The 20,528-nt window shown below is 44.4% G+C and carries 14 protein-coding genes and 1 tRNA gene; 13 read left to right on the plus strand and 2 right to left on the minus strand.

What is annotated here, in order from left to right:
* Positions 1-7: 7 nt before the first annotated feature.
* The 12 genes from hisH (at position 8) to DWW86_RS00530 (ending at position 16,733) form a co-directional block, all read left to right on the plus strand.
* Positions 8-628 carry an imidazole glycerol phosphate synthase subunit HisH gene (hisH, locus tag DWW86_RS00475; RefSeq protein ID WP_117941951.1) on the plus strand — a complete coding sequence of 207 codons (621 nt, stop codon included), beginning with the start codon at positions 8-10 and terminating at the stop codon, positions 626-628.
* A gap of 1 nt (position 629) precedes the next feature.
* On the plus strand, positions 630-1,388 hold the full coding sequence (hisF, locus tag DWW86_RS00480; protein WP_117941952.1) for an imidazole glycerol phosphate synthase subunit HisF: 759 nt from the start codon (positions 630-632) through the stop codon (positions 1,386-1,388).
* A 13-nt stretch (positions 1,389-1,401) separates the two neighbouring features.
* Positions 1,402-2,097, plus strand: coding sequence for a uracil-DNA glycosylase (ung, locus tag DWW86_RS00485; protein ID WP_117941953.1), 696 nt, complete (start codon positions 1,402-1,404; stop codon positions 2,095-2,097).
* Between the two features lie 2 nt (positions 2,098-2,099).
* Positions 2,100-3,716 carry a putative polysaccharide biosynthesis protein gene (locus DWW86_RS00490; RefSeq protein ID WP_117941954.1) on the plus strand — a complete coding sequence of 539 codons (1,617 nt, stop codon included), beginning with the start codon at positions 2,100-2,102 and terminating at the stop codon, positions 3,714-3,716.
* Between the two features lie 260 nt (positions 3,717-3,976).
* A complete protein-coding gene (locus DWW86_RS00495; protein ID WP_117941955.1) occupies positions 3,977-8,206 on the plus strand; it encodes a 2-hydroxyacyl-CoA dehydratase in 4,230 nt (1,409 codons plus the stop codon).
* A 1-nt stretch (position 8,207) separates the two neighbouring features.
* Complete coding sequence (gene tgt / locus DWW86_RS00500) at positions 8,208-9,350, plus strand: tRNA guanosine(34) transglycosylase Tgt (RefSeq protein ID WP_117941956.1); 1,143 nt, start codon at positions 8,208-8,210, stop codon at positions 9,348-9,350.
* A 124-nt stretch (positions 9,351-9,474) separates the two neighbouring features.
* Positions 9,475-9,771 (plus strand): preprotein translocase subunit YajC, encoded by a 297-nt coding sequence (gene yajC, locus DWW86_RS00505; RefSeq protein WP_072521354.1) that lies wholly within the window; start codon positions 9,475-9,477, stop codon positions 9,769-9,771.
* A 217-nt stretch (positions 9,772-9,988) separates the two neighbouring features.
* Positions 9,989-11,074, plus strand: a complete 1,086-nt coding sequence (gene leuB, locus DWW86_RS00510; RefSeq protein ID WP_117942247.1) for a 3-isopropylmalate dehydrogenase — start codon at positions 9,989-9,991, stop codon at positions 11,072-11,074.
* A gap of 31 nt (positions 11,075-11,105) precedes the next feature.
* The gene (gene ilvD / locus DWW86_RS00515) at positions 11,106-12,779 is read left to right on the plus strand and encodes a dihydroxy-acid dehydratase (protein ID WP_072521352.1); all 1,674 of its coding nucleotides are present in this window, start codon (positions 11,106-11,108) and stop codon (positions 12,777-12,779) included.
* Positions 12,780-12,812: 33 nt separating this feature from the next.
* The gene (ilvB, locus tag DWW86_RS00520; RefSeq protein ID WP_072521351.1) at positions 12,813-14,504 is read left to right on the plus strand and encodes a biosynthetic-type acetolactate synthase large subunit; all 1,692 of its coding nucleotides are present in this window, start codon (positions 12,813-12,815) and stop codon (positions 14,502-14,504) included.
* Positions 14,488-15,570 (plus strand): 3-phosphoserine/phosphohydroxythreonine transaminase, encoded by a 1,083-nt coding sequence (serC, locus tag DWW86_RS00525; protein ID WP_117941957.1) that lies wholly within the window; start codon positions 14,488-14,490, stop codon positions 15,568-15,570. The genes ilvB and serC overlap by 17 nt, the downstream gene beginning before the upstream one ends.
* Positions 15,570-16,733: a phosphoglycerate dehydrogenase gene (locus DWW86_RS00530; RefSeq protein WP_072521349.1), complete on the plus strand. Its 1,164-nt coding sequence runs from the start codon at positions 15,570-15,572 to the stop codon at positions 16,731-16,733. Before serC ends, DWW86_RS00530 begins: the two co-directional genes overlap by 1 nt.
* A 75-nt stretch (positions 16,734-16,808) precedes the next feature.
* Here the strand turns inward: DWW86_RS00530 and DWW86_RS00535 are convergent, their stop codons facing one another.
* On the minus strand, positions 16,809-17,780 hold the full coding sequence (locus tag DWW86_RS00535; RefSeq protein WP_117941958.1) for a carbohydrate kinase family protein: 972 nt from the start codon (positions 17,778-17,780) through the stop codon (positions 16,809-16,811).
* Positions 17,781-17,976: 196 nt separating this feature from the next.
* Here DWW86_RS00535 and glgB point away from each other — a divergent pair, with 196 nt between their 5' ends.
* Entirely contained in the window at positions 17,977-20,265 is a 2,289-nt protein-coding gene (gene glgB / locus DWW86_RS00540) for a 1,4-alpha-glucan branching enzyme (protein WP_117941959.1), read from the plus strand.
* A gap of 50 nt (positions 20,266-20,315) precedes the next feature.
* Here the strand turns inward: glgB and DWW86_RS00545 are convergent.
* Positions 20,316-20,388: transfer RNA gene (locus tag DWW86_RS00545), tRNA-Thr, on the minus strand.
* Positions 20,389-20,528: the final 140 nt, after the last annotated feature.

Here is a 20,528-nt window from a genome sequence, read left to right on the forward strand (position 1 = left end):
AGAGACAATGATTGGAATTATTGATTATGACGCAGGCAATATTCGCAGTGTGGAAAAGGCACTTTCATATCTTGGAGAGGAGACTGTTGTTTCCAGAGATCCGCAGGTGCTTTTAAAAGCAGACAAAGTGATCCTTCCGGGTGTCGGAAGCTTCGGACAGGCAATGGAGAATCTTCATAGATATAATCTGGTACCTGTAATTAAAGAAATGGTAAAAAATAACACACCGTTCCTGGGAATCTGCCTGGGACTGCAGCTCCTTTTTGAGAGCAGTGAAGAGACTCCGGGAGTAGAGGGGCTTGGTATCCTTAAAGGTCGTATATTAAGGATTCCTCCGTCTGAGGGGCTTAAGATTCCGCATATGGGATGGAATTCACTTCATCTTCAGAATGATGGCAGACTGTTTCGTGGTATTCCGGAAGAGACGTATGTATATTTTGTACATTCTTATTATTTACATGCAGAAGAGCCGCAGATTGTCAAAGCGGTGACAGATTACAGTACAACGATCCATGCATCTGTAGAAAAAGACAATGTATTTGCATGTCAGTTCCATCCGGAAAAGAGCAGTAAATACGGACTGAAAATACTGGAAATTTTTGCAAAGCTTGAAAAGGAGGGGAACTGAGATGTTTACAAAGAGAATCATTCCCTGCCTGGATGTCAACAAGGGCCGTGTCGTGAAGGGAGTAAATTTCGTAGATCTTAGGGATGCCGGTGATCCGGTTGAGATTGCAAAAGCATATGATGCTGCCGGTGCAGATGAACTTGTTTTTCTTGACATTACTGCATCCTGTGAGCAGCGTGAGACGGTAGTTGATATGGTACGCAAAGTTGCTGCCTGTGTATTTATCCCATTTACAGTAGGCGGCGGGATTCGCACGGTTGATGATTTTAAGATGCTTCTCCGTGAAGGTGCAGACAAGATCTCGGTAAACTCCGCAGCAATAGACCGTCCGGAACTGATCCGTGAAGCGGCGGAGAAATTCGGCAGTCAGTGCGTAGTGCTTGCGATTGATGCAAAGAGAAGACCGGATGGAGGCTGGAATATTTATAAACATGGCGGACGTCTGGATACCGGTCTGGATGCCGTAGAATGGGCAAAGAAAGCCGAAGCACTCGGTGCCGGTGAAATCCTTCTTACCAGTATGAACTGTGACGGAACAAAAGCCGGTTATGATATCGAGCTTACACGTGCGATCGCGGATGCAGTCAGCATTCCTGTCATTGCTTCCGGCGGTGCAGGAACACTCGAACACTTTTATGATGCACTGACAGAAGGTGGTGCGGATGCGGCGTTGGCAGCGTCTTTATTCCATTATAAAGAACTGGAGATCCGTCAGGTAAAAGATTATCTGGCAGAGAGGGGAATCTCCGTAAGAAGATAAGAGGTGAAGGAAAATGGCTCCTTTATCAGGAGAATGGCTGGAAGCATTAAAAGGTGAATTTCATCAGCCATATTACACAAAATTATATAAAACCGTCATGCAGGAGTATCAGGCACGGAAGATTTTTCCTCCGGCAGATGATATGTTCAATGCATTTCATTTTACACCGTTAAGCCAGGTCAAGGTCGTGATACTTGGACAGGATCCGTATCACAATGACGGACAGGCACATGGACTTTGTTTTTCTGTAAAAAAGGATGTAGAGATCCCGCCGTCACTGGTGAACATTTATCAGGAGCTTCATGATGATCTTGGCTGTTATATCCCGGATAACGGTTATCTGGAAAAATGGGCGAGACAGGGCGTGCTGATGCTGAACACGGTACTGACAGTACGCGCACATCAGGCCAATTCACACAGAGGAATCGGATGGGAGCAGTTTACAGACGCGGCAATCCGTATCCTCAATGAGCAGGACAGACCGATTGTATTTCTTCTGTGGGGACGCCCGGCACAGATGAAAAAATCCATGCTCAATAACCCGAAACATCTGATCCTGGAAGCACCTCATCCGAGCCCGCTTTCTGCATACAGAGGTTTTTTCGGATGCAGACATTTCAGCAAGACAAATGAATTTTTAGTTCAGAACGGTTTGGAGCCGATTGACTGGCAGATCGAAAATAAAACACAACAGGAAATCAAGGAGTAAACATGGGTCAGAAGAATAATCTTGTAAAAAATGCATCTTTTCTGATGATTGCGGCGATGATCTCGAAGGTCATTGGTCTTCTCTATAAGAGTCCGCTTTCATCGATCGTAGGCAATATGGGAATGGGATATATCAGTCTTGCCCAAAATGCCTATATGATTCTTCTGATGATCGCCTCTTTCAGTATTCCGCAGGCGGTGTCCAAATTGATTTCAGAACGAATAGCTTTAAAAGATTACAAAAATGCACAGAAGATTTTTCACGGTTCCCTGATCTATGCAGCAATCGTAGGCGGAATCGTGGCGCTGGTGTGCCTGTTTGGGGCGAGATTTATTATCCCAAGTAATCAGCCAAATGCGATACTTGCACTTCAGATTTTATCACCGACAATCTTTCTGTCCGGTATACTTGGAGTGTACAGAGGATATTTTCAGGCATATCGTAATATGATGCCGACCTCGATCTCACAGATTCTGGAGCAGATATTTAATGCGGCAGTTAGCCTGATCGCTGCATGGCTGTTTATCAGATATTTTACAGACGGCAGTGACGGAAGTGTGGCAAAATGGGGTGCAGCCGGTTCGACAGTAGGTACGACTGCGGGCGTTGTTATTGCGCTTTTGTTCATGTTGATGGTATATGGTGTTAACCGAAGGGCAATAAGAAGAAGAGTAGACAGAGACCGTGTCCATAAAGAAGAATCTTATGGAGAAATTCTGAAACTGATCATTCTTATTGTTTCCCCGATCATCTTAAGCTCTTTTATTTACAATATTAACGGATATCTGAATGGCGTCCTGTATTCCGAGATTATGGGCAATCATGGTATGGATGCAGATACGATCAGTATGTTATATGCAGAATATGCGACATATTTTATGAGCATTATCAATATCCCGCTGACACTTTCCAGTGCGGCACCGACTTCCATGATTCCGGAAGTTTCCGCATTGTATGCGACCGGGGATATCGATGAGACAAGCAGAAGAGTAGATCAGACAGTACAGCTTTCTATGTTCATTTCTATCCCATGTGCGGTAGGTCTTGCTGTACTGGCACAGCCGATTGTGTCACTTCTTTTTCATGGAACGAATGGTGTGGCAGGACAGCTTCTTATGCTGGGTTCATTTACTATTCTTCTGAATGGTATGTCCAACATTTCAAACGGTGTTCTTCAGGGAATCGGTAAACCGAAGATTCCGATGATAACAGCAGCCGTGGCACTTGTGGTTGATGTAGTTGTCGTGGTAGCACTTCTGATGTTTACGAACCTTGGGATTTATGCACTGCTGGTTGCGATGATCGTTTATGCAATCGTGGTATGTGTGCTGAACGATTTCTTTATGAAAAAATATCTGGATTATAAGAATCCGTGGAAAGCGGCATACGTAAGTCCGATCATTGCATCTGCCGTGATGGGTGTTGTGGCAGCTGGTGTGTATTATGGACTACATGCACTGCTTCCGTCAAATGTCATCTGTCTTGGTGTGTCGATCATTCTGGCAGCTATGGCATATTTTCTGGTATATATTCTCGTGGACAAAACAGCATCCGAGAGACTTTCCAGAATGCCGGGTGGCGCTTATCTCGTCAGAATTGCCCAGAAGATCAGACGATAGGTGGAAGATGACCTGATAATAAGAAAAAATAAGGAATATCTGCTGAACAGAGGGCAGATATTCTTTTTATTTGTAAAGTTTGATAATCAAACAAAGTTATGCCGTGGGATGTGAGACAAATTGTGAAAGTTGGTCATTGTCATTTGTAAAACTTTGTCGTATAATGTTACGGAATTGGATTTTGAAAAATACTTTTAATAAGAAGAAACACGTTATATTCATATCTGAAGATACAGATTTATGACGAGGAGGTCGATTTATTGAATACATACACATTGGGAATTGACATCGGATCTACGACAGTAAAGATCGCGATTCTTGATGAAAATGAAAAGCTGTTATTTGCAGATTACGAACGACATTTTGCAAATATTCAGGAGACACTGGCAGATCTTCTGGAAAAAGCACATGCACAGCTGGGAGAGATGACACTCAGTCCGGTAATCACTGGCTCCGGCGGACTGACGCTGGCAAATCATCTGGAGATTCCATTTGTGCAGGAGGTAATCGCTGTATCTACATCCTTACAGAAGATTGCACCGCAGACAGACGTTGCAATCGAGCTTGGTGGTGAGGATGCAAAGATTATTTATTTTGAAGGCGGAAATATCGAGCAGCGAATGAATGGTATCTGTGCCGGTGGTACAGGTTCCTTTATTGACCAGATGGCATCACTTCTGCAGACAGATGCTACCGGTCTGAACGAATATGCAAAGAATTACAAGGCACTTTATCCGATCGCTGCACGATGCGGCGTATTTGCAAAGACAGATATACAGCCGCTGATAAATGAAGGCGCAACGAAGGAAGACCTTTCAGCATCTATTTTTCAGGCAGTTGTCAATCAGACGATTTCCGGTCTGGCCTGTGGTAAGCCAATCCGTGGACATGTAGCATTTCTGGGCGGTCCGCTGCATTTCCTTTCTGAGTTAAAAACTGCGTTTATCCGTACTTTGAAACTGGACGATGAGCATACGATCGTGCCGGAGAATTCTCATCTGTTTGCAGCAATCGGTTCTGCACTGAATGCAAAAGAAGATGTCAAAGTTTCTCTTATTGAATTGAAAGACAGACTTCGTCATTCTATTAAGCTTGACTTTGAAGTAGAGCGTATGGAGCCGCTGTTTGCGACAGAACAAGATTATGAAGAATTTAATAAGAGACAGTCTTCCTACAAGGTTACGACTGGAGATCTGGCTTCCTATAAAGGAAACTGTTACCTTGGTATTGATGCAGGATCAACGACGACAAAGACTGCACTGGTAGGAGAGGACGGAAGTCTTCTGTATTCATTTTACAGCAACAACAACGGAAGTCCGCTCAAGACTGCAATCCGTTCCATTCAGGAAATCTATTCGATACTTCCTGAAGGTGCAAAGATCGCCTATGCATGTTCTACCGGTTACGGCGAGGCACTGATCAAGGCTGCACTTCTTCTTGATGAGGGCGAGGTTGAGACGGTTTCCCATTATTATGCTGCTGCATTTTTTGATCCGGAAGTAGACTGTATCCTCGACATCGGTGGTCAGGATATGAAATGTATCAAGATTAAGAACCAGACCGTAGACAGTGTACAGCTTAATGAAGCATGCTCCTCCGGCTGCGGTTCTTTTATTGAGACATTTGCGAAATCCCTGAATTACAGTGTACAGGATTTTGCAAAAGCCGCTCTTTATGCAAAACATCCGATTGATCTGGGAACACGTTGTACCGTATTTATGAACTCAAAGGTAAAACAGGCACAGAAGGAAGGCGCAGAGGTATCAGATATTTCAGCAGGTCTGGCTTATTCTGTTATTAAGAATGCTCTTTACAAAGTTATCAAAGTTTCCGATGCGACTGAACTTGGCAGACATATCGTTGTACAGGGTGGTACCTTCTACAATGACGCTGTTCTTCGTAGCTTTGAACGTATTGCCAACTGTGAAGCTATTCGTCCGGATATTGCCGGTATTATGGGAGCTTTCGGTGCTGCACTGATTGCGAGAGAGCGTTATGAGGAAGGCAAAGAAACCACAATGCTTTCCATTGACAAGATCAATGAACTGAAATATACAACATCTATGGCAAATTGTCGCGGATGTACAAACAACTGCCGTCTGACAATCAACAAATTCACCGGCGGACGTCAGTTTGTCAGCGGAAACCGCTGTGAACGAGGCATCGGTAAAGAAAAGAACAAAGATCATGTTCCGAATCTTTATGAATATAAATACAAAAGACTGTTTTCCTATGAGCCGCTCAGTGCAGATCAGGCGACCAGAGGCCAGGTGGGTATCCCGCGTGTTCTGAATATGTTTGAAAACTATCCGTTTTGGTTCACTTTCTTTACGAAGCTGAAATACGAAGTCATACTTTCGCCGACTTCCACACGTAAGATCTATGAGCTGGGTATTGAGTCCATTCCGAGTGAATCTGAATGTTATCCGGCGAAACTGGCACACGGGCATGTGAGCTGGCTGATCAAAAAAGGTGTGAGATTTATTTTCTATCCCTGTGTACCATATGAACGTAATGAGTTCCCTGATGCAGTCAATCATTACAACTGCCCGATCGTCACTTCTTATGCAGAGAACATCAAGAACAATGTAGATGAGCTGAAAGATCCGAGCATTAAATTCATGAATCCGTTCATGGCATTTACGACGGAAGCAATCCTTACAGACCGTCTGGTTGAAGTATTTAAAGATATTCCGGCAGAAGAAGTCAAAGCAGCAGCCCATGCTGCATGGGAAGAACTTGCGCAGGCGCGTAAAGATGTTCAGAAAAAGGGCGAAGAGACCATTCAGTATATGAAAGAGACAGGAAGACGCGGTATCGTACTTGCAGGTCGTCCGTATCACATCGACCCGGAAATTCATCATGGTATTCCGGATCTGATCAACAGCTACGGTATTGCGGTACTGACTGAAGATTCTGTTTCTCACCTCGGGGAAGTAGAACGCCCGATTCGTGTCAATGACCAGTGGATGTATCATTCACGTCTGTATGCGGCAGCAAACTATGTCAAAACACAGGATAATCTTGATCTGATCCAGCTGAACTCCTTTGGTTGTGGTCTGGACGCTGTTACTACAGACGAGGTTTATGAGATTCTTGACAGAAGCGGTAAGATCTATACATGCTTAAAAATCGATGAGGTTAATAATCTCGGTGCGGCACGAATCCGTGTACGTTCCCTGCTGGCTGCACTCCGTGCAAAAGATGCACAGCACAAAGAGCGTGAGATCAGACCGTCCTCTATCGAAAAAGTTGTATTTACCAAACAGATGCGTAAGGATTATACGATCCTTTGCCCGCAGATGTCTCCGTTCCACTTCGGAATCTTACAGGCGGCATTTAATACCTGCGGTTATCACCTGGAAGTACTTCCTAATGACAACAAACATGCGGTAGATGTCGGACTGAAATATGTAAACAATGATGCATGCTATCCTTCTCTGATGGTAGTCGGCCAGGTTATGGATGCCCTTCTTTCCGGCAAATATGATTTGAATAAGACAGCTGTCATCATGTCACAGACAGGCGGCGGATGCCGTGCATCCAACTATATTGCGTTTATCCGCCGTGCATTAAAGAAAACCGGTATGGAACAGGTTCCGGTTATTTCCATCAACTTAAGTGGTCTGGAAAGCAATCCGGGATTCAAACTGACACTTCCGCTTATCAAGCGTATCTGCTATGGAGCAGTATTTGGTGACATTCTGATGAAATGTGTTTATCGTATGCGTCCATATGAGGCAGAGCCGGGAATTGTCAACCGTAAACATAAAATCTGGGAACAGAGGGTAATCTCTTTCCTGGAAGGAAGCAGTGTCAGCCATGGTCAGTTTAAGAAGATGTGCCGTGAGATGGTACATGAGTTTGATATGATCCCGATCACCGGAGAGAAGAAGCCAAGAGTTGGTATCGTCGGAGAGATTCTTGTCAAATTCCTTCCGGCAGCAAACAATCATCTGGCAGAACTTCTGGAAGCAGAGGGTGCCGAGGCAGTGTGCCCGGATCTGATAGACTTTATCAATTACTGTTTTTATAATCAGAACTTCAAATCTGAGTTCCTTGGATTTAAGAAAAATAAAGCAACGATCGCAAACTGGGGAATCAAAGCTATCGAGTGGCTAAGAGGAACTGCAAATGAAGCACTTGCACAGAGCCGTCATTTTACACCGTCTGCAAATATTGCAGATCTGGCAAAACTGGCAGAGCCGATCGTATCACCGGGTAACCAGACTGGTGAAGGATGGTTCCTGACCGGTGAAATGATGGAGCTGATTCACGGTGGTGTACCGAATATCGTCTGCATCCAGCCATTTGCATGCCTTCCGAACCATATCGTAGGAAAGGGAGTTATCAAGGCAATCCGCAGGGAACATCCGGGAGCAAATATCGTTGCGATCGATTATGATCCGGGTGCAAGTGAAGTAAATCAGCTGAACCGAATCAAACTGATGCTGTCCACAGCACAGAAGAATCTGAATAAAGAGGTTTAATATGGCAAAATATATATTAATGAAGACTGAGGGTCGTGCGAAGCGTGCGCAGTTTGAGACTGTGCATGGCACGATTCAGACTCCTGTGTTTATGAATGTAGGAACAATTGGCGCAATCAAAGGGGCGGTTTCTACACAGGATCTTTATGAGATCGGAACACAGGTGGAGCTTTCTAATACGTATCATTTGCATGTCCGCCCAGGCGATAAGATCGTCAAACAGCTTGGCGGCCTGCATAAGTTTATGAACTGGGAGAGACCGATATTGACAGATTCCGGCGGATTCCAGGTGTTTTCCCTTGCAAAACTACGCAAGATAAAAGAAGAAGGTGTGCATTTCCAGTCGCACATTGACGGCCACAAGATTTTTATGGGACCGGAAGAAAGTATGCAGATCCAGTCCAACTTAGGATCCACGATCGCGATGGCGTTCGATGAATGTCCGAGCAGCGTGGCAGACAGAGATTATGTACAGAAATCAGTAGAACGTACGACACGCTGGCTTGCACGATGTAAAAAAGAGATGGCACGGCTCAACAGTCTGCCGGACACCATCAATAAAGAACAGCTTCTGTTTGGTATCAATCAGGGGGCTGTATACGAAGATATCCGTATTGAACATGCAAAAGAGATTGCAAAGATGGATCTGGACGGATATGCAGTCGGCGGACTTGCAGTTGGCGAGACACATGAAGAAATGTATCGTATCCTTGATGCAGTCGTACCGTATCTTCCACAGGATAAGCCAACCTATCTTATGGGTGTCGGAACCCCGGCAAACATTCTGGAAGGTGTCGATCGAGGCATTGATTTCTTTGACTGTGTATATCCAAGCCGCAATGGCCGTCATGGACATGTATATACCAACCATGGCAAGATGAATATGTTCAATGCAAAATATGAACTGGATACCCGTCCGATCGAAGACGGCTGTGGATGTCCGGCATGCCGCCATTACAGCAGAGCTTATATCCGCCACCTTCTGAAGGCAAAAGAAATGCTTGGTATGCGCCTCTGCGTATTGCACAATCTGTATTTCTATAACCATATGATGGAAGAAATCCGTGATGCACTGGATGAAGGCAGATTTGCCGAATATAAGAAAATGCGTCTGGAAGGATTTGCAGCAGGAGAGCAGAAATAAGAGAAAAGCTTTAAATCGTATAAAAAATCGAAAAACACTTGAAGTTACGGGCTTTTTTGTGTATGATGGTATATAGTGTTCCTGAACAGCAGGAATGTAAGTCAGCAGACAGGAGGAATCTGAAATGAACGAAAGTACCGCGAGTATGGGTATGATGATTTTATGGATGGTAGTTATCTTTGGAGTTATGTATTTCCTGATGATCCGTCCTCAGAAGAAAGAGCAGAAGAGACTTCAGGCAATGCTCAACAGCATGGAAGTCGGTGACAGTATTGTCACAACAAGCGGCTTCTATGGCGTGATCATCGATATGACAGAAGAAGATGTGATCGTAGAATTCGGCAATAACAAGAACTGTCGTATCCCAATGAGAAAACAGGCTATTGCAGAAGTGGAGAAAGCAGAACAGGCATCCGCATAACTGCAAATAAGAAAGTAAGTGCTGCGCCAGATGCGGCACTTCTTTTTTTATAAAATTTCTTTGAAATCAGATAATGATTTATGCGCATTTGTAACACGTTCAAACTTTTACGTAGTAAAGGGTTGAAAAGTATAAAAAAGTGCGTTATTATAATAACAATATCCATAAGGAAAGGGCTCTGCGGTTTTTGTGTGGTGCAGAGAGAGGAAATGAAGAAATGGAATACAAGATCGCATTGATTCCGGGAGACGGTATCGGTCCGGAAATCGTAAGTGAAGCAAAAAAAGTTCTTGATAAAGTATGTGAAAAATATCATCATACATTTACATATTCAGAGGTGCTTCTCGGTGGAGCTTCTATTGATGTTCACGGTGTACCGCTTACAGATGAAGCAATTGCAACAGCAAAAGCTTCTGATGCAGTTCTGATGGGTTCTATCGGTGGTGATGCCAGGACATCTCCGTGGTACAAACTTGAGCCGTCCAAACGTCCGGAAGCAGGACTTCTTGCAATTCGTAAAGCATTGAATCTTTTTGCAAACCTTCGTCCGGCATACCTGTATAAAGAACTCGAGGAAGCCTGCCCGATCAAGAAAGAAGTGATAGGGGAAGACGGATTTGATATGATCATTGTCCGTGAGCTTACCGGCGGTCTTTATTTCGGAGAAAGAAAAACAATTGAAGAAGATGGTGTAAAGAAAGCAATCGATACACTTTCCTATAATGAAAATGAGATCCGTCGTATTGCCATCAAGGCATTTGACATTGCAATGAAGAGAAGAAAGAAAGTCACAAGCGTTGACAAGGCAAACGTACTGGATTCTTCCAGACTCTGGAGAAAAGTTGTAGAAGAAGTCGCAAAGGATTATCCGGAAGTAACACTGGAACATATGCTGGTTGACAACTGTGCAATGCAGCTTGTACATGATCCGGGACAGTTCGATGTTATTCTTACAGAGAACATGTTCGGTGATATCTTATCTGACGAGGCCAGTATGGTAACTGGTTCCATCGGAATGCTTTCTTCCGCAAGTCTGAATGAAACAAAATTCGGTCTGTATGAGCCAAGTCACGGATCTGCGCCGGATATTGCAGGACAGAATAAGGCAAACCCAATTGCTACGATCCTTTCCGCAGCAATGTTACTCCGGTACTCACTGAATCTTGATGAGGAAGCAGATGCAGTAGAAGCGGCTGTACAGAAAGTTCTGACAGACGGATATCGTACAGGTGATATCATGTCAGAAGGATGCAAGGCAGTTGGAACAAAAGAGATGGGCGATCTGATCGCAGCAGCCTTATAACGAGAGTTTTAAATAAAGAGGAGACAGAAAAATGAGAAGTGATTCAGTAAAGACGGGTTCACAGCAGGCACCTCACCGTTCCCTGTTTAATGCCCTTGGATTAACAAAAGAAGAAATGGAACGTCCTTTAGTAGGTATTGTAAGTTCTTATAATGAGATCGTACCGGGTCATATGAATCTTGACAAGATTGTTGCAGCTGTGAAACAGGGCGTTGCAATGGCTGGCGGTACACCAATTGTATTCCCGGCAATCGCTGTCTGTGACGGTATTGCAATGGGACATGTCGGAATGAAATATTCTCTGGTAACAAGAGATCTGATCGCTGATTCTACAGAGGCAATGGCAATGGCTCATCAGTTTGATGCCCTTGTTATGGTCCCGAACTGTGACAAAAATGTACCTGGACTTCTGATGGCTGCTGCCAGACTGAACGTTCCCACCGTTTTCGTAAGCGGCGGTCCGATGATGGCGGGCCATATACACGGACATAAGACAAGCCTTTCCAGTATGTTCGAAGCTGTCGGATCTTATGCAGCAGGTAAGATCACAGAAGACGAACTTACAGAATTTGAGAACAAAACATGTCCTACATGTGGATCCTGTTCCGGTATGTATACTGCAAACTCTATGAACTGTCTGACAGAGGTTCTTGGTATGGGACTTCGTGGAAATGGAACCATTCCTGCTGTATATTCCGAGCGTATTCGTCTTGCAAAACATGCGGGTATGCAGGTTATGGAAATGTATCGCAGAAATATCCGTCCGCGCGACATCATGACAAAAGAAGCCATTCTGAACGCACTGACAGTAGATATGGCACTTGGATGTTCTACCAACAGTATGCTTCATCTTCCGGCAATCGCTCATGAAGTCGGTATGGATTTTGATATCAGCTTTGCAAATGAGATCAGTGCAAAGACGCCAAACCTCTGTCACCTAGCACCAGCAGGCCCGACTTATATGGAAGATCTGAATGAAGCAGGTGGTGTTTATGCAGTTATGAACGAGCTGAACAAAAAAGGACTTCTTTATACAGAATGCATGACAGTAACAGGCAAAACAGTAGGCGAAAACATCAAAGACTGTGTAAACCTCAATCCGGAAGTTATCCGCCCGATTGAAAACCCGTACAGTCAGACAGGCGGCCTTGCAGTACTTAAAGGAAATATTGCTCCGGACGGTGGTGTTGTTAAACGTTCCGCAGTTGTAGAAGAGATGATGGTACATGAAGGTCCGGCAAGAGTCTTTGACTGTGAAGAAGATGCGATCGCAGCGATTAAAGGCGGCAAGATCGTAGCAGGAGATGTTGTTGTTATCCGTTATGAAGGACCGAAAGGCGGCCCCGGAATGAGAGAGATGCTGAACCCGACTTCGGCAATCGCAGGAATGGGACTTGGTTCTTCTGTAGCTCTTATTACAGACGGACGTTTCAGCGGTGCATCCCGTGGTGCTTCTATCGGACACGTTTCACCGGAAGCAGCTGTAGGCGGTCCGATCGCTCTGATCGAAGAAGGCGACATTATCAGCATCAATATTCCGGAACTGAAACTGGAAGTTAAAGTTTCTGATGAAGAAATGGAAGCAAGAAAAGCAAAATGGCAGCCACGTGAGCCACGAGTTACAACCGGATATCTTGCAAGATATGCTGCAATGGTTACCTCAGGAAACAGAGGAGCAATCCTTGAAGTTCCGAAAGCAAAATAATATAAAGTAAAGATTCATACAGGAGGAAATACAATGCAGCTTACAGGTGCAGAGATTATCATTGAATGCCTGAAAGAACAGAAAGTAGATACTGTTTTTGGTTATCCGGGAGGTGCGATCCTCAATGTCTATGATGCTCTCTATAAACACAGTGATGAGATCCATCATGTTCTGACATCTCATGAACAGGGTGCTTCTCATGCCGCAGATGGTTATGCCCGTGCTACAGGAAAAGTCGGAGTATGTCTGGCAACCTCCGGCCCTGGGGCAACAAATCTGGTTACAGGTATTGCAACCGCATACATGGATTCTGTTCCGGTGGTGGCAATCACCGCGAACGTAGGAAAACCACTTCTTGGAAGAGATTCCTTCCAGGAGGTTGATATTGCCGGTATCGTAATGCCGATCACAAAACACAGTTTTATCGTAAAAGACATTTCCATGCTGGCTGATACGATTCGCAAGGCTTTTTATATTGCCAAAAGCGGACGTCCGGGTCCGGTACTGGTAGATGTAACAAAAGACGTGACAGCAGCCACTTATGAGTATTCCGTTCGCCGTCCGGCTACGATTAATCGAGAAGTCGAGACGATTCGCAAAGAAGACCTTGAGGTTGCAGCACAGATGATCGAGGAAGCACAGAAACCGTATATCTTTGTCGGAGGCGGTTCTGTTATTTCCGGAGCATCAAAAGAAATCAGTGAACTGGCGCACAAGATTCAGGCACCGGTTTGCGACAGTCTGATGGGTAAGGGAGCGTTTTCAGGAGAAGATCCTCTGTATACCGGTATGCTTGGTATGCATGGAACAAAGACTTCCGACCTTGGCGTGACACAGTGCGACCTTCTGATCGTACTCGGCGCTCGTTTCAGTGATCGTGTAACAGGTAATGCGAAGACTTTTGCAAATCAGGCAAAGATTCTTCAGATTGATGTTGATGCGGCAGAAATCAATAAGAATGTTGTGGTAGATGCGTCTGTGATCGGAGATGTAAGAGAAGTTCTCCGCAGACTTCTGGAAATGATTCCGGAAGAAAAGCATCCGGAGTGGATCGAACATATTCAGGAGATGAAAGCAAAATATCCACTGAATTATGATCATTCACAGCTTACCGGACCATACATTATAGAGAAACTTTATGAAATCACCAATGGCGATGCAATTATTTCAACAGATGTCGGTCAGCATCAGATGTGGGCTGCACAGTACTTCAAGTACAAAGAACCACGTACTTTCCTGACTTCCGGTGGTCTCGGAACAATGGGATACGGACTTGGAGCTGCAATCGGCGCAAAAATGGGCAGGCCGGACAAAACAGTGGTCAACATTGCAGGAGACGGCTGTTTTCGAATGAATATGAATGAGATCGCAACCGCAGTACGATGCCGTAAACAGCTGTTACAGATTGTTTTGAACAATCATGTACTTGGTATGGTTCGTCAGTGGCAGACCTTATTCTATGACCACAGATATTCACATACCGTTCTTGACGACGCAGTGGATTTTGTGAAAATATCTGAGGGCATGGGTGCGAAGGCAATCCGTGTTACGAAGATGGAAGAAGTAGAACCGGCGATCCGCGAGGCGCTGGCTACAGAAGGACCTGTGGTACTGGACTGCTGGATCGATCAGGATCTCAGCGTGTTCCCGATGGTGCCGGCAGGTGCAAGTCTTAATGATGTATTTGACGAGGAGGATATGAAGAACAATGAGCAGAGTGTATAATTTTTCTGCAGGACCGGCCGTACTGCCGGAACCTGTGCTGAAAGAAGTCGCAGCAGAAATGATGGATTACCAGGGAAGCGGCATGTCCGTTATGGAAATGAGTCACAGAAGCCCTGAGTTCCAGAAAATCATTGATGATGCAGAGCAGGATTTAAGAGATCTGATGAACATTCCGGACAACTATAAGGTATTATTCCTTCAGGGCGGTGCATCACAGCAGTTTGCCATGATTCCGATGAACCTTATGAAAAATGGAGTTGCTGACTATATCGTTACCGGTCAGTGGGCCAAAAAAGCTTACCAGGAAGCACAGAAATACGGAAAAGTAAACAAAATTGCATCTTCCGAGGACAAAACCTTCTCCTATATTCCGGACTGCAGCAATCTTCCGATCAGCCCGGATGCAGATTATGTATACATTTGTGAAAATAATACAATTTACGGAACAAAATTCAAAACACTTCCGAACACAAAAGGCAAAACTCTGGTAGCAGATGTTTCTTCCTGCTTCTTATCTGAGCCTGTAGATGTAAGCAAATATGGCATTATCTATGGTGGCGTTCAGAAAAATATCGGACCTGCAGGTATGGTTATCGCGATCATCCGTGAAGACCTCATCACAGAGGATGTTCTTCCGGGAACACCAACCATGCTTACATACAAAACGCATGCAGATGCAGGCTCCCTTTACAATACCCCGAATGCTTACTGCATTTATGTATGTGGCAAAGTCTTCAAATGGCTGAAAGCTATGGGCGGTCTGGAAGAAATGCAGAGAAGAAATATTGAGAAAGCAAAAATTCTCTATAATTTCCTTGATCAGAGCAAACTCTTCAAAGGCACAGTAGAGCCGGCTTCCCGTTCTCTGATGAACGTTCCTTTTGTTACAGGTGACAAAGACATGGATGCCAAATTCGTAAAAGAAGCAAAGGCAGCAGGTCTTGTAAACCTCAAAGGACACAGAACAGTAGGCGGTATGCGTGCAAGTATCTATAATGCAATGCCAAAAGAAGGCGTAGAAGCTCTCGTTGCATTCATGAAAAAATTCGAGGAGGAAAATGCATAATGTTCCAGTATAAATGCCTCAATCCAATTTCCCAGACAGGTCTCGGACTATTTGGAGAAGAATACAAACAGACAGAAGACCTGAACAATGCCGATGCAGTTTTGGTAAGAAGTGCAAAAATGCATGACATGGAACTTCCGGAGCATGTCAAAGTCATCGCACGTGCAGGTGCTGGTGTCAACAACATTCCTGTTGACGCGTGTGCAGAAAAAGGTATTGTTGTATTTAATACACCGGGAGCAAATGCAAACGGAGTCAAAGAGCTTGTCCTTGCAGGTATGCTTCTTGCTTCACGTGATATCGTTGGCGGCATCGAATGGGTAGCACATGAAGAAGATAAAGAACATATCGACAAACTGGCTGAAAAACAGAAAAAACAGTTTGCAGGATGCGAGATCAGCGGTAAAAAGCTTGGTATCATCGGTCTCGGTGCAATCGGAGCCATGGTTGCAAACTCTGCAACACATCTTGGTATGGAAGTTTACGGATATGACCCTTTTATCTCCATTGATGCAGCGTGGAACCTTTCCAGAACCATCAAACACAGCAAATCTCTGGATGAGATCTACAGCCAGTGCGATTACATCACCATCCATGTACCGCTTACCGATAATACTCGCAAGATGATAGACAGAGAGGCTTTCACAAAGATGAAAGACGGTGTTGTACTTTTGAACTTTGCGAGAGATCTTCTTGTAGATGAAGAAGCATTGATCGAAGCACTTGACAGCGGAAAGGTTAAGAAATATGTAACAGACTTTGCAAACCCGCTGGTTGCAGGAAGACAGGGAATCCTTGTAACACCACATCTTGGTGCATCTACAGAGGAATCCGAAGAAAACTGTGCAGTAATGGCAGTGAAAGAAGTAAGAGATTTCCTTGAAAACGGAAATATCAAAAACTCTGTAAACTTCCCGAACTGCGATATGGGAACCTGTGTAGCAGTCGGACGTATTACCATTGCTCACAAAAATATCCCGAACATGATCAGTCAGTTCACAAAGATTCTCGGAAGTGAAGGTCTGAACATTGCCGACATGACCAACAAGAGCCGTGGCGGATATGCATATACCATCATTGATCTGGAAAGTGCAGCATCCAAAGAGGCACTGGATGAACTGAGAGCAATCGAAGGTGTATCCAAAGTACGTGTGATCAAATAATCAAGAGGAGTACCCCGTAGCCATAAAAAGTCCCGGACATAATTGTCCGGGGCTTTTTTGCTGTCTATATAAGTTTTACTTACGGCTTGCAATAAAGTTTTCGACTTCTTCGCGTGTCGGCATGACTCTCAGAGCACCTTTACGTGTGGTGATCAGAGAAGCAGCAGCGTTTGCAAAGGTAAGCAGTTCTTTTAAGTTTTCTTCGGTCAGATCCTCAAGGCCGTGGTCAAGTACATAATTTAAAGTGCTTGCGCAGAAGGTATCGCCTGCGCCGGTCGTTTCAATCGTGTTTTCCTGAAGGAACGGAGCAACTTCTACACGCATATTTTTATAATAAGCACGGCTTCCGTCTTTTCCCATAGTGACAAGAATAAGTGGAATGTTGTATTTTTCCTGAATCATGGCAGCGCCTTTGTCGTAGTCTGTGGTTCCGCACATAAATTCCACTTCGTTATCGGAAATTTTTAAGACGTCGCATTTGGACATGCCATATTCAATCTCTGCTTTTGCATCATCCAGAGATTTCCAGAGTGGCGGACGCAGATTTGGATCAAAAGTGATGATGCATCCGGCATCTTTTGCTAGTTCGATGGCATGGCGTGTAGCCGCGCGCACACCTTCATGAGTTGAAGAAAGTGTACCGAAATGGAAAATACGGGAGGACTGGATCAGATCTCTCTGTACTTCCTCTTTTGTAAGCATCATATCGGCACCCGGATCACGGTAGAAAGAAAAGTCGCGGTCACCGTCCGGATATGTATGAACGAAAGCGAGTGTTGTGTGGTAGTTTTCGTCAAGAATCAGATTACGCGTATCGATACCGACTTCCTCCACCGCCGATTTTAACTGATTACCAAACATATCTTTACCGACTTTGCCGATGAAAGCTGTTTTTTTGCCAAGACGCTCCAGCATGGCAAGTACGTTGCAGGGTGCACCGCCCGGATTGGCTTCCATCAGAGGATTTCCCTGAGAACTTTCTCCATTTTCTGTAAAGTCGATCAGCAGCTCACCGAGAGCTGTTACATCAAACTGTTTTTTTTCCATAGGATTAAAACCTCCTTAAGTAACTGTAGTTTTTCTTTTTAGAAAGAAAGATACTATCATCAATTTATCGTAGTAAGGTTGTTTTGTCAAACTAATTTCGTTCTTTTCTTTATTTTTTACAAAAAAAATGCTAAACTAAAACAGAGGATTGCAATTCAGGAGAAAATCCTGATGAAATAGAGACAGGAGGGACTTTATGGAAAGCAAAGTATATAAATATATGGATTGGCCGGAGATTGAAGCGGTTGTTTACGGGGAAGAGGCAGCACCGCGTGATCTGATGGCACCGCGAATGACAGCCGATGGAGTATTGGTACAGGGATTCTTTCCGGATGCAGACAGTGTGGAAGTACTTGTAGATACAAAGACTTACACGATGGAAAAACAGGATGAGGCGGGATATTTTGCAGTAATGCTTCCTATGCGCAAGATTCCGTCATACCAGTACCGTATCACGAAAAGCAAAGAAGTCCGTACGGTGGCAGATCCATATGCATTTCCTGTACAGATTACCGAGGACGAAGAAAAGGCTTTCTGTGCCGGTGTGTATTACCATGCATATGAAAAACTGGGAGCGCATCCGAAAGAGATAGACGGAGTGACAGGAACCAGCTTTGCTGTATGGGCACCGAATGCACTTCGTGTCAGTGTAGTCGGAGACTTTAATAACTGGGATGGCAGATGCCATATGATGCACCGTATGCCGATGTCAGGAATCTACGAGCTGTTTATTCCCGGAGTTGGGGATGGTGCAGTTTATAAATACGAAATGAAACTAAAAGGTGGTACGATCCAACTGAAATCGGATCCGTATGCAGTATGTACGGAACTCCCGCCGGCATCTGCATCTGTTGTCAAAGACCTGCGTAATTATGTGTGGGATGATGCTACGTGGATGGATGCACGTGAGAAATATAAAGACCGTCATCAGCCGGTATCTATTTATGAGACAAGCCTGACCGCCTGGGAAAATGCGCAGGAACTGGTCGATTATGTAAAAAAACTGAAATATACCCATGTGGAACTTCATCCGGTGATGGAATATCTGAATGAGGATTCCGGAGAGTACAGCACCTTTGCTTACTATGCACCGGATCGTCGGTTCGGAATGCCGGAAGATTTTCAGCAGCTTGTCAATGCACTTCACAAAGAGAATATCGGTGTAATTCTGGACTGGACACCGTCACACTTCCCACGTGAGGAAGGTGGACTCGAACTTTTTGACGGTACACCGCTTTATGAAAATCCAGATCCGTCCATGGCAATTCATCCGATGTGGGGAACTCTGTTATTTAATTTTGACAGCCCTATGGTTAAGGATTTCCTTCTTTCCAATGCGTTTTACTGGATGGAATTTTATCATGCAGATGGTCTGAGACTGGACGATGTCGATTCTATGCTGTATCTTGATTTTGGCAGAGAATATGGACAGTGGAGACCGAATATCTACGGAACAAATGAAAATCTTGAAGCAGTAGAATTTCTGAAACATCTGAATTCCATACTGCAGAAAAAACTGCCGGGAACGATGACTATCGCGCAGGAGGACGGTCTCTGGTCAGAACTGACAGGAAGCGTGGAGGATGATAATATTGGTTTTTCTTATAAATGGAACAACAACTGGGCAGGAGATTTCCTGAATTATCTGTCCAAAGATCCGATTGAGCGCCAGTATGTCCATGACCAGCTGACATTGTCTATGCTGTACACGTACTGTGAGCACTTTGTGCTTCCACTTGGAAGCCGCCAGACCGGCGACCAGGAAAGCTTTATGGCGAAACTTCCTGGGGATAATGCGCAAAAGATGAGTCAGATCCGTGCGGCATATTCTTATATGATGCTTCATCCGGGATGTAAGATGATGGCACCGGATAAAGAAGCACCGGAAGAACTTCAGAAATTTATTCATGATCTGAATGAACTGTACGTTTCACAGCCGGCTATGTATCAGATGGATGGTGATTATGAGGGATTTGAATGGATCCAGCTTATGAAATATGAAGAAAATGTCCTGACATTCCTTCGTAAGACGGAAAACCCGGATGAAACACTTCTGGCAGTTTGCAACTTTGCGGCAGTTCCATATGAAAATTATCAGGTGGGAGTTCCTTTCTATGGAAAATATAAAGAAATCTTCAACAGTGACCGCAAAGAATATGGCGGACAGGGAATCGTTAATCTGCGTGCAAAGACCTGCAAGCAGGCAGAGTGCGATGAGAGAGAGTATTCTGTTACATTTAAGATCCCGGCACTTGGTGTAGCTGTATTTTCCTGCACACCGGGAAAGAAACCAGAGAAGCTTGCAGTAGCTGCGAAGAAGCCGGAAACAGCAAAGAAAACAACCCGAAAAGCAGCCGCGAAGAAAGACAGCACAAAGAAAGCAGCCGCAAAGAAGGTTGCTGCGAAGAAAATACCGGCAAAAAAGACAACAACAGCCCAAAAAACAACAGCGAAAAAGAACATAAAAAAAGATATTGCAGTATAATAAAACAGCCGTCAGTTTGAAACTGGCGGCTGTTTTTGGAAAAAAAATAAAGCTGAAAATGGGACTCGAACCCACGACCCCTTCATTACGAGTGAAGTGCTCTACCAACTGAGCTATTTCAGCTTATGTTTAGACACAAAATATATTATACCGTATTTCAGCAAAATTGCAAGAAAAAGTTTTTCAGTGGGCATGCATTTTTTTCAGTGCTTGCAATGAGTAAAATTTATGTTATGATAGGAGAATATGAATATATTATTTAT

The organism is Ruminococcus sp. AF17-22AC (assembly GCF_003460065.1).
Taxonomy (GTDB): Bacteria; Bacillota; Clostridia; order Lachnospirales; family Lachnospiraceae; genus Blautia_A.